General features: G+C 68.6%; 10 protein-coding genes and 1 pseudogene. 1 reads left to right on the top strand and 10 read right to left on the bottom strand.

Annotation, left to right across the window (positions count from 1 at the left end; translation table 11 throughout):
• The 8 genes and pseudogenes from PMI14_RS06085 to PMI14_RS06050 all read right to left on the bottom strand — a co-directional run.
• Positions 1–245 (bottom strand): annotated as a pseudogene (locus PMI14_RS06085) (hypothetical protein); the annotation flags it as partial.
• The gene (locus tag PMI14_RS06080; RefSeq protein WP_007851251.1) at positions 242–730 is read right to left on the bottom strand and encodes a GNAT family N-acetyltransferase; all 489 of its coding nucleotides are present in this window, start codon (positions 728–730) and stop codon (positions 242–244) included. The pseudogene PMI14_RS06085 and the gene PMI14_RS06080, both read right to left, overlap by 4 nt.
• Positions 727–1,179: a hypothetical protein gene (locus PMI14_RS06075; protein ID WP_007851249.1), complete on the bottom strand. Its 453-nt coding sequence runs from the start codon at positions 1,177–1,179 to the stop codon at positions 727–729. Before PMI14_RS06075 ends, PMI14_RS06080 begins: the two co-directional genes overlap by 4 nt.
• Before the next feature lie 79 nt (positions 1,180–1,258).
• Positions 1,259–2,725: an ankyrin repeat domain-containing protein gene (locus tag PMI14_RS06070; protein WP_007851240.1), complete on the bottom strand. Its 1,467-nt coding sequence runs from the start codon at positions 2,723–2,725 to the stop codon at positions 1,259–1,261.
• A gap of 35 nt (positions 2,726–2,760) precedes the next feature.
• Positions 2,761–4,989 (bottom strand): ATP-binding protein, encoded by a 2,229-nt coding sequence (locus PMI14_RS06065; RefSeq protein ID WP_007851238.1) that lies wholly within the window; start codon positions 4,987–4,989, stop codon positions 2,761–2,763.
• Positions 4,986–6,245, bottom strand: coding sequence for a hypothetical protein (locus PMI14_RS06060; RefSeq protein WP_007851236.1), 1,260 nt, complete (start codon positions 6,243–6,245; stop codon positions 4,986–4,988). Before PMI14_RS06060 ends, PMI14_RS06065 begins: the two co-directional genes overlap by 4 nt.
• 177 nt (positions 6,246–6,422) lie before the next feature.
• Positions 6,423–6,905 (bottom strand): hypothetical protein, encoded by a 483-nt coding sequence (locus PMI14_RS06055; protein WP_007851233.1) that lies wholly within the window; start codon positions 6,903–6,905, stop codon positions 6,423–6,425.
• A 16-nt stretch (positions 6,906–6,921) separates the two neighbouring features.
• Entirely contained in the window at positions 6,922–7,776 is an 855-nt protein-coding gene (locus PMI14_RS06050; RefSeq protein WP_108016726.1) for a hypothetical protein, read from the bottom strand.
• Positions 7,777–8,172: 396 nt separating this feature from the next.
• Here PMI14_RS06050 and PMI14_RS06045 point away from each other — a divergent pair, with 396 nt between their 5' ends.
• The gene (locus PMI14_RS06045; RefSeq protein ID WP_007851229.1) at positions 8,173–9,177 is read left to right on the top strand and encodes a PhnD/SsuA/transferrin family substrate-binding protein; all 1,005 of its coding nucleotides are present in this window, start codon (positions 8,173–8,175) and stop codon (positions 9,175–9,177) included.
• Between the two features lie 25 nt (positions 9,178–9,202).
• Here the strand turns inward: PMI14_RS06045 and PMI14_RS06040 are convergent, their stop codons facing one another.
• Both PMI14_RS06040 and PMI14_RS06035 read right to left on the bottom strand, forming a co-directional pair.
• The gene (locus PMI14_RS06040) at positions 9,203–9,763 is read right to left on the bottom strand and encodes a YcxB family protein (protein WP_007851228.1); all 561 of its coding nucleotides are present in this window, start codon (positions 9,761–9,763) and stop codon (positions 9,203–9,205) included.
• Between the two features lie 88 nt (positions 9,764–9,851).
• Positions 9,852–10,281 (bottom strand): 3-isopropylmalate dehydratase small subunit 2 (locus PMI14_RS06035; protein ID WP_007851226.1); only part of this gene is annotated, 430 nt, incomplete at its 5' end.

The following is a 10,281-nucleotide window of genomic DNA, read 5'->3' as shown; positions in this document are numbered from 1 at the left end:
GGCCCGCTGGGCGTGGCGGCAGCCGTGGCCGCCAGCTCGCCCTGGACGAAGGCGCCGAACACCGCATTCGATGGAGCACCCAACTGGTCGCGAAAGCCTTGCAGCGGTCGGGCCAGCTCTTCCTGCTGCCCCAGACCCAAGGGCACAGGGTTGTCTGCAGCGACCCGGCGGCGCAGCGCGCTGAAGGCCTCGGCGTCGTCGGCCGTGAGCCGGCGCACAGTGGTGCCATCGGCAGGCGCCGTCATACAGCCACCTGCACCTCTTTGCGCATGAACACGCTGTGCACGTCCGGCGCATAGCCGCCGAACGGTCCGCACTCTGCATAGCCCATGCGGGCGTACAGGCCCAGCGCATCGGGCTGCAGGGGCCCGGTCTCCAGTGCAAAGCGGGTGCAGCCGCGCGCGATGGCCTCGGCTTCGACAAAGGCCAGCAGCGCCCGCGCCAGGCCCTGGCCGCGGGCCTCGGGGCGCACATACATGCGCTTGACCTCGCTGAAATCGGCCCCCAGCACCATGGCGCCGCAGCCCAGGGCCACGCCGTCCGCATTGCGCGCCACGGCAAACAGCACGTTGGGCTGCGACAGCGCGTTCAGGTCGATGCCGTGGTGGCTTTCGGGCGGGTACAGCGGTTTCTGAAAGGCGTCCAGGTCGTCGATGAGCTGCACCACGTCGGCCTGGCGCGGGGATTCGAGCTGGATGCGCATGGTGGTGGGTTGATTCAGCGCCGTCATTTCGCAAGGTCCTTGAGCAGCTGGTCCTTGGCCTCCTGGCCGGTCTTCTTCTCGCCCAGCTGGTACTGGCCGAACACCACGCCGTGCACCAGGGGCTCCTTGCCCTTGGCATCGAAGACGGCCAGGAACACTTCGTCGCCGAACTGGTCCACCTTCACGGCCAGCTGCTCGGTGCCCTTGGTGTAGCCGTGGACATTGCCTTCAAAGGCCTCGCCCACCTTGGTGTAGCCCGCCCCCGCCATGGACGCGGCCATCCGCTGGAACATCTCCGCACGCGAAACGCCGCTGTACACCGCATACAGGCCATGGTCGTTGGTGGTGTCCTCCACCTTCACGAGCTTGTCCTTCACCACCGGGATGCCGCGCCACTCGGTGGGCACAGCGGGTGAGCAGGCGGCCAGCGCAGCGGCGAGGCCCAGGGTGGCGATGATCGACCAAGGCAATGGCATGTGTTTTTCTCCCTCTTCAGAACCAGCTTGTTTGTAGGTGTGCCAACGGGTGGGATCGTAAAGGGTTTGGCGGGGCTCATCACCCCACGGTCTTGAGGTACCTGGCGCACAGCTGCCCGACGGCTTCGCACAGGGCTTCGGTGCTGGGCGGTGTGCCTGGGGGCACCATGGGCAGTTCGATGGCTTCGCGCAGCACCCAGTTGTCGTTGTCCACCTGCGAGAAGCTGACGGACATCTTTGCCCAATCGACCACCTGGGCCTCCAGTTCCACTGCGCCGCTGCGGCTTACATAGGACTTGGTGCGGGACCAGCGCAGACTGCGAAAGTGGCCATGGTATTCAAGGTACAGCACATCGGGCGGGACCCGGGGGTCCGCACCCGATGCCAGGCGCGCGATCACCTCTTTCAGGCAGGTGCGCAGCCATTCGGGGTATTGGCTGGGCTGCCAGTCGGTGGGGCCGTCGATCAGTGCAAGGGCGCGATCCCAGGTGGCGCGCTGGACTACATCCTCGGACGCCTTGGGCTTGATTGGCTTCTTGGGCTTGATTGGCTTCTTGGGCTTGGCCGGCTTCTTGGGCTGCACGCTGGTGGTGAACGCAGCCACGCGGGCTTGGTACTCGGTGCCCTTGAAAAGGCGCACCTCGGCCGCCCCCAGCTTGCCCTGGGCGGCCAGCGCCTCCGCCAGCACCGCGGCCACGTCGAGGTTGCCGGCGTTCACGGCCAGGCGCAGGGGGGTGCGCCCGCGGGCGTTGGCGGCGGCGGGGTCCAGGCCCCAGTCGATCAATTGGCGGGTGGTGGCCACGGGGTCGCCCCTGCGGTGCCAGGTGGTGGAGAAGCCGGCGCGGCTGTTGGCAAGGCCATCCACGTCGCCTGCGGTGTACATCAAGGCATTGGAGCCATCGGGGTTGGTGGCGTGCACGTTGGCTCCACGCTCCTTCAGGAACTGCAGCAGAGGCACGCTGCCCATGAAGGCGGCCATGAGCAGCGGGGTGTACATCTGGCGGTGGTCCATGGCCTCGATGTCGGCACCCGCCTTGAGCAGCAGGTCTATGGCCTGGAAAACGGCGTCGGCGTGCCCTGCTGGCGCATCGGCACGGAACGCCATGTCGAAAATCTCCCCCCGCATCTCGCCCAGGCCCAGGGCCATGCAGATGGCGGGGTCCTTGGTCTGGCGCGGGTCGCCGCCCGCCGCCAGTACCAGGGCCAGCCGCTCCACCGCACGCTCCTGGAAGTACGAGATGAACTGCCGGCAACACACGGCCAAAGGGGTGGAGTTGCGGTTCTTGCGCTTGTTGGGGTTTGCGCCGTGCTCCAGCATCAGTCGCAGCAACGCGAACTGCGCGTCGACGCGCCGGGCGGCAGATGCCTCGTCGGGGCCGTCGTAGTAGACCCATTGGGCCTGGCATGCCCATTGCACTGCAGACGCATCGTGGTACAGGCTGATGCGGTCCGGGTGCACGCCAGAGCGGACCAGGCGTTCCATTTCCTCAATGCAGGCATCGATGCCGAGATCGTCGTCCAGAGCGGCGGAAAGAGAAGTGGCCATGGAAAAGAAAGGTCAGAAAAAAAGAGAAGGCTTGGTCAGGATCTGGCCATCACCGCCAGTTCCTGGTGCAGCAAAAGCTCCACCTCGCTGGGCTCGAACTGCGCCGTCATGAGCGGGATGGCAAAGCTGTAGGTGCCCCCGTCGCGGCGCAGCACCCAGGCCAGTTGCAGGCGCGCGAGCGACTGGCGCAGGGCCTGGGCGTCGGCCTGCACGCCATGGCCCTGCAGCAGGCCGGCCAGCGCGACCAGGCTGGTCTCGCCCTGCTGGGCGACGTGGTACACCACCACGCGGTCGAGCCGGCAGGCCGCGTCGTCGGGCGAGAGGCGGCCCCAGCCGGCCAGGGCGTCCTGCACGGGCTGGGAGGCCAGGGCCTGGTCCAGATGGCGCTTTTCGATCACGCGCTCGCCGGGCTGCAAAGCTTCCAGGCATTCCTGGCACAGGATGGCGACCAGGTTGGCGCGCAGGCCGCTGGCATCCACCAGGCGCTCCACCAGCGCATCGCCACCAAAACCCAGGCGCAGGCGGCGCAGCGGCTCGGTGGCCAGGGCCTTGCAAGCCGGGCGCTCCAGCCCGCCGATGGCCAGCACCTCGCCAAAGTTGCGCAAGGGGCTCTGGTAGTCGAGCACGGCCGTGGCATACAGATCCCAGAAGCCGGCCAGCATGAACCAGCAGCGGCCCTCTTCGCTGAGCGAGCGCAGGGTGGACAGCTGGTGGTAGCCGTTGGCCGACTCGTCGCGAAAGAACAGGTCGGCCTCGTCGATCAGCAGGTACAGGCGCTTGCCGGTGTACTGGGCCTGCAGGTGGTCCACGATGGCCTCGAGCGGCGTGTCGGCCGGCAGGCCGAACTGCAGCGCCATGCGCGGCGAAAGCCGGTGGTCGCGCAGCGAGACGTAGTGGCAGACGATCTGGGGGTGGCCTTGCAGGCGGCGCTGCACGGCCTTGAGCAGGCTGCTCTTGCCCAGCTGGCGCCCACCCACCACCAGGTAGTTGGCCGGCTCGCGGTTGACCACGCGGGCCAGCAGCTGCTCGCGCCCGAAGAAGGAGCCCTCGCGCGTCACCCCGCCGCGGGTCTGGTAGGGCGAGATGCGCGTCACGCGCAGCTGGGCGGCCAGCAGGCGCAGCAGCACCTGCAGCGGTTCGCGTGCGAGCAGCCATTCGGTCTGGCTGGCGCTGTCCACCATCACATGCAGGTTGGCGCCATCGTCGGTGTGGGCGCGCAGCAGCGGCCAGGGGGTCTCGGTACCGTGGTCGCACAGGATGAGCAGCACATCGGTGCCGGTCTGCGCGGCGCGCAGCTGGCGCAGCACGGTGGCTTCGTCGATCCCGGGCTGCGGTACATAGAGCAGGCAGCGGTCCAGCGAGACCGGCAGGTCGGGCGGAAACTGCCACTCGAACACCAGGCCGGGCAACGCCCAGTCGCGGCTGACCTGGCTGCTGGCGGATACGCGCTCGGCCAGCACCATGGACTGGTCGGCCGCGTCGTCGTGCGCGAACTGCACGGCGCTCTGCCAGTCCTTGGTGCGGACTTCGGCGGCCTCCAGCGTGGCGCGCAGCCGGCCCACGGTGCGCAGCAGCTGGTCGATGCGCGGCAGGCGCGAGACAGGGGTGCGCAGCAGTTTCTCGGGGCGCAGCTGCGCGGGGCCGATCAGCGGGTGGCGCAGCACCCACACCACGGCGCCCACGATGAAGATCAGCGCGCACCACTTGATGAGGCTGCGCAGCCAGCCGAAGGGGTCGGCCGCCTCCACCGCGGCGATGCGGCTCTGGCGCACCGCCTCGGGCTCCATGTCGTCGCCCTTGCCATCCTGGCTTTCGGGGCCGGCGGCGCAGCTGATGGGCAGCGCGCCGGCAGGCATGGGCGGCTTGCCGGGGCGGCAGGTCCAGTGGTACATGTCGGGCGTCATGTGCAGCAGCACCTGGGTGCCGGCCAGGTGGCCGAGCGCCGGGTCGTTGATCACGTCGGCCTGCAGGCGCAGCGGCCCCGGCGAGGTGACGCGCAGCTTGGGAAAGGGCACCTGCGGCGCGTACTTCTGGATGTCCGGCGGCCAGTGGCCCAGCTCCTGGCTGGCCTGCACCAGGGCCACGCGCCACTGCACCAGCTCGCCCCACACGGGGCCGATGCTCTCGTGGGTGCGCACCGATCCGCGGGTGGCAGGGTTCAGGTGGGGCGTGAGCAGCGCGCTGCCGATGAACAGCGTGACGCCGGCGATCAGCAGCGCGCGCGCCACCGGCCAGGTCATCCAGGACCTCAGCTGCTCGATCATGAGGATGCCGCCTCCAGCACCATCAGGCCCGCATGGCGCACGGTGTCGCAGCGCCAGTGCAGGCGTGCCGCATCGCCCGTGCCGCGCACGTGGATGAGGTTGCCCCAGAACAGGCGGCGCAGGTCGTCGTCCTGCAGGTAGGGGCGTGCACGGCCCAGGTCGTCGGCCTGCAGCAGGCTGCGCAGGCGTTCGCGCGGGGCGCCCTCCTGCGCCAGCGGCAGAAATGTCTGCCACAGGCGCGGGCTGCCGCCAAGCTGCGTGCGCAGCGCGGCCGACGCCGCCTGGGTGGCATTCACGCCCTGCTCCACCAGCCACTGCAGCCCTTCCTCGAACAGCGCGGGGTGGCCACCGCTGGCGTCCAGCAGCTGCGCCAGCACGGGCTGCGGCCAGTCGTGGCCGGGCCAGCGCTGGCGCGCCAGGATGGCCAGGTCGTCCAGCGTGGGCTCGGGCCAGTGGTTGACCTGGGCGATGTTGAGCAGCGACATGTCGCCGCTGCGGTACTTGAGGTCGGCCAGCGCCTCGCCACCGCACAGCAGCAGGTGCAGGCGGCCGCTGTGCATCTCGCTCAGGCTGCGCAGGATGCCGGCCAGGGTTTCGCGCAGCGCGGGCGTGCCCTGCTCGAAGCGGCTGACCAGGCAGAACAGGCGCTCGCCGGCCACAAGGCGCCGCTCCAGCGCGGATTCGAACTCATAGTCCGACTGCAGCTCGCCCAGCCCGCACTGGCGGCCGATGGCGGCGAAGTACTCGGTGGGCGCGGTGCTGACGCTGTAGGGTGGCTGGATATGTAGCACCGATGCGGCGCCGTACTGCTGGCGCGCGCGCTGCAGCAGTTCGAGCCGGAAGGGCGGCTGCCCCCAGTGCGCGGGCGACAGCAGCATGGAGATGGGGTACGGCATGGCCTGGGCAAGCTGCGCGAAGAGCCGGGCCTGGAAGGCGCCGAAGGGCTGTTCGCCCTGTGCCCCCTGGGCAGTGGTGCCCACGGGCGTGGCCGGGGCCTCCACCTCGGCCTGCAGCGGAAACTCGGGCGCAAAGCCGGCCGCGCTGAGCAGGCGGTTGGCCTCGGCCTCGGTCAGGCGCAGGTAGCGGGTGCAGGCCACCACCTTCTCGCGCGAGCGGGCGTTGGGTGCCGACATGCCGTTGCGCCAGTTGTTCACGGCCTCGCGGCTCAGGCCGATCTCGGTGGCCACCCCCGAGGCACTTGCGCGGATGCGGCGCATGTAGAGGGACAAGAGCTCCGAAAACGAATCGTGGGCCATGGATGGAGGGCGGCAAGCCGGCAAGGGGGTTTGGACAGGGCAGCAAAAAGAGGCCGAGGCCTCCGGCAGGCATTGTCTCCTGCGCCAGCGCCATCGGCGTCCAAAAAACGAGGGCATCGAACAGCCGCCGCATCCCGCAGCGGGCTGGTGGGCACGGGCGGCCATCCGATGCCCCCCTCAAAGCTTTTGAACGATGGGCCAGGCCTTGTGGCAGGCCAGAGCGCAGGCGGTCAGCACCGGGCTGTACAGCACGGCAACGCCCACGGTGGTCATCAGCCAGCCAGGCTCCCCGTCTTCACCGTCCTCCTCCTCGGCCTGGCCTTTCTCTCCCTGTTTTCTTGCTTCTTCTCCCTCCCTCTCGGCCTTTGCGGCCTTGTCCTTGTCCGATTCGGCGTCGCCCGTGACCTCCTGCACCAGCACCCCAGCCACTGCCAGCAATGCCACGGCCAGCGCGGCCAGGTACCCGTACTGCAGCTCCATGCGCTCCAGCGGGTAGAAGTACCCCGCCAGCAGCACACCCGGCAGCACGAAGAACAGGCGCATCAGCCAGCGGTACCAGTCGTAGCCCTCGCTCTTTTCGAGCGCGCCCATCACCAGCCGGTATGTCAGTGCGCCCAGCACGAAGATCACCCCGCCCCACCATTCGATCTGTGTCAGCATGTGCTTGTCCCTCCCTTCAGCGGCTGGCGGTGGCCGGCTCGCCCGCCCCGTTGTCGTTGTTGCTGTCGTCGTCGCCATCGTCGTCATCGCCCTTGATCTCCCGGTGCGTGCGCGCCGCGTAATACATCGGCAACACCACGGCCAGCACCAGGCCCAGGCCCAGCCACAACCACAGGCCCTTGAACAGCAGCACCGTGACCACGGTGAAGACCGCGGCGTGCAGCAGCCCCTTGAGAGCCGAGCCCAGCACCAGCACGCCGATGACGCCATCCACGGTGTTCTTGACCCCGTTCTTGCCCATGCTCTTGGCGATTTCCACGAAGGCCTCGGCGGCTTCCTGCGCCTCCTTGCGCTTCTTGGCCTCGTCCTTGAGCAGGCGGGCGACGGACATGGGCTTGGCCGGGTCGTGCGCGTCGGCTGCTGCGCGTTCGCCGGGTTCGTCGCCATCGTCCGGGTCGTGCGCGGGCTCGACGATGGCCTGCAGGTGCGGGTACAGCGCCAGGAAGTACTGGCGCGGCACCCATTGGCCCTTGTCGAAGTACATGCGCTGGGTTTCGCCCACCTGGTCGTAGAACACGTCGAGCACCGCGGCCTGCAGGCCGTGGCCGAACAGCGCCGCCAGCGGTGACAGGGGCAGCGGGTCGCTGGTGCCGGTGTCGAAGTTCAGCTGCAGGTAGCTGGGCGCAGCCGTAACCTGCTGATTGAACCATTCGGCATCCCACAGGTCCGCAAGGTCCACGCCCAGCTTGCCGGCCCAGCGCGTGGCTTCCGCGGTGTTGCCCTCGGCGATGTACTGGTACACCAGCTGGGCGTACTTGAGCCGGATCGGGTCCTCGAAGAACAGGTGCAGGGTGTGGGCGTTTTGAGACATGGTGGAATGGTGGAGTCGGGTGGCGATCGGGATGGGCTGCGAAGTGGCTGGATTGTTGCCGCGCCGCGCGTGCTGCGCCCTCTCCACCTTGTCCATGGCCGCCGTTTCGGCGCTTGACAGCGCGTCAACCGGGCCGTGGCCGGTGGACCCTTGGGCACGCGCGCCACACCGCGGCCTCGCGAGTCGCCAAGGTTACAAACACCCCGGTCGCCTCGTGCATACTGGCCACCCTTTCAGCGCCCGCGCCGCACCGCCGTGCCGCCGCAGGCCGCCCGCAGGGCATCCATTCCCAACGCACAACAGCCTCCTTCAGCGCTCGGCCATCCCGGCCGGCCTGCGCTGCCCGGTGGCCTTGCGTTGCCGCTTACCAGAACGAACCGAGGGAGATAGAACACCATGTTTGCCAAGCCACTGGATGCGCGTCTGTGCGCGCTGCTGTCGGGTGCCACCTTGCTGCTGGGCCCCGTGGCCGCACAGACCACGGCCACTCCGCCCGCCAAGGCGCCTGCCGCGCGGCCGGCCCCCGCACCCGCCGCCCCGCTGTTCGGCGGCACGCGCGAGAAGCTGGTCGTGGCCATGCCCAAGACCTACGCCAAGAGCGAGACCATGCTCATCTGGGGTGACTACTTCAACCACTTGGCGCGCTGCGGCAACATGGACCTGCAAAACCTGCAGGGGGAGTCGCTGGAACGCAGCGTGAACATCGACACGCTGGGCGAGAAGGAGCTGATCGACGGCATCATCGCCGGCAAGGTGCAGCTCGCCCAGGTCAACCCCGGCCTGGTGCCGCAGTTGGTGGCCGCAGGCCAGCCTACCCCCTTCGGCGTGCCGGGCAACAAGGCCAGCGGGCAGCGCAATTCGTACAAGCTGATCCTGATCTCGCGGGTGGACAGCCCCTTCACCAAGCCGCAGGACCTGGTGAGCAAGAAGATCGCGCACACCACGCCCACCTCCAACTCGGGCAACCTGGCGCCGCGCGCCCTGTTCCCCGCACTGGGCCTGGTGCCCGACCAGAACTACGAGGTGGTGTTCTCCAACGGCCACGAGCGCTCCGTGACCGGGGTGATGCACGGTTTCTACCCGGCCGCCGCCGTGGCCAGCGACCTGTACCAGCGCATGGTGGTCAAGGGCGACGTGAAGGGGTCGAGCATCCGCACGCTGTGGGAGAGCCCGCCCTTCATGACCGAGACCTGGACCCTGGGCAAGGACGTCTCGCCCGAAGTGCAGACCCGCGTGACCAAGTGCTCCTACAGCTACAGCTTCTCGCCCAAGCTGCGCCAGCTGCTGCCGGGCAACGACAGCTTCCTGGCGATCAATTTCGAGCGCGACTTCGCCACCGTGATGGAGGTCTACAACAAGACCCAGAAGGCGCAGGCCGCAGCCAAGGCGGCCAAGCCCTGAAAGCAGGCAGCCCCGAGGCCACTGGTCAAGTGGCCGCCAGGGGCAGGTGGCGCGCAATGAGCGCCCGCGCCTCGGGCGGCAGCACCGCCTTGGGAACCATCATGCACATGCCGGGCTCGACGAACAGGTAGAACATCGCCTCGTCTTCCTGGCGCGCGATGAAGAACGCCCAGTCCAGGCGCGAGAAGGCGCCTTTGGCATGCTGCTCGATACCCGATTCGCTGACCACCACGGATTGCGGGGACAGCGTGCTGCCATCGTCCGACAGTTGCTCCTGCAACTGCCGCCGGGTCATCGCCACGCCAGCAACGTAGGCCAGAACCAGGGTCACCGCTGCCGTGATGGCGGCGCACACCATATAGCCCATGGCACGCGAGCCGGGGTCACGGGTCTGCAAAAAGACCCAGGTGACTGCAAACACCAGCAGCCATGCTGCCACCTTCGCCAACGGGACCAGGGCCTTGCGCACCGTCCCCTGCCCTGCCGCCGAGGCGGCTCTCCTGCGACTGGCAAGGGCCCGGAGATGGGCCGTGGTGCGTTCATGGGCCAGGACGTAGTCACTGCGGGTCAGGGTGAAGGTCTGCATGGACATGGGATGGCGAAGGGCGATCCACCACTATAGGAGACCTGCCGCCCCCCGCCCCCCAGGCGCTGACGCCCGGGTGCGCAGAATGTCACGCTTGGGGCCTCTGCGCCCCGAGCCGCTCCCGCGTGCGCCGCGCCACGTCCTTCACCCAGGGCTGCGCGGCCCAGTGGCGCTGGGCAAAGGCATCGATCTGCGCGCGGTAGGTCAGCGAGGCGCCGATCACGTCCAGCCCATCGAGGAACATGCGCCGGTGCCGCTCGGAGATGGTGAACGGGGCGCTGTGCCCTGCCGTGCGCACCTGGCGCTGCCCCACGTCGATCTCGATGGCCAGGGGGCCACTGGTGGAACGAGCTTCCTGCATGAGGGCTTGCGCATCCGTCTCGCTAACCATGGCCAGCAGCAGGCGGTTGTTCATGGCGTTGGAGTAGAAGATCTCGCCGAAGCTCGACGCCACCACGGCCTTGAAGCCGTACTGCTGCATGCCCCACACGGCATGCTCACGGCTGGAGCCGCAGCCG

The organism is Acidovorax sp. CF316 (assembly GCF_000276605.1).
GTDB lineage: Bacteria > Pseudomonadota > Gammaproteobacteria > Burkholderiales > Burkholderiaceae_C > Acidovorax.
The sequence above is the reverse complement of the archived record's forward strand: the minus strand, read 5'-3'. Positions and strand labels throughout refer to the sequence as shown.

Coding starts and splice junctions, on each gene's coding strand:
- PMI14_RS06080 (WP_007851251.1), bottom strand. CDS start 730: ATGACGGCGCTGAATCAACCCACCACCATGCGCATCCAGCTCGAATCC.
- PMI14_RS06075 (WP_007851249.1), bottom strand. CDS start 1,179: ATGCCATTGCCTTGGTCGATCATCGCCACCCTGGGCCTCGCCGCTGCG.
- PMI14_RS06070 (WP_007851240.1), bottom strand. CDS start 2,725: ATGGCCACTTCTCTTTCCGCCGCTCTGGACGACGATCTCGGCATCGAT.
- PMI14_RS06065 (WP_007851238.1), bottom strand. CDS start 4,989: ATGATCGAGCAGCTGAGGTCCTGGATGACCTGGCCGGTGGCGCGCGCG.
- PMI14_RS06060 (WP_007851236.1), bottom strand. CDS start 6,245: ATGGCCCACGATTCGTTTTCGGAGCTCTTGTCCCTCTACATGCGCCGC.
- PMI14_RS06055 (WP_007851233.1), bottom strand. CDS start 6,905: ATGCTGACACAGATCGAATGGTGGGGCGGGGTGATCTTCGTGCTGGGC.
- PMI14_RS06050 (WP_108016726.1), bottom strand. CDS start 7,776: ATGTCTCAAAACGCCCACACCCTGCACCTGTTCTTCGAGGACCCGATC.
- PMI14_RS06045 (WP_007851229.1), top strand. CDS start 8,173: ATGTTTGCCAAGCCACTGGATGCGCGTCTGTGCGCGCTGCTGTCGGGT.
- PMI14_RS06040 (WP_007851228.1), bottom strand. CDS start 9,763: ATGCAGACCTTCACCCTGACCCGCAGTGACTACGTCCTGGCCCATGAA.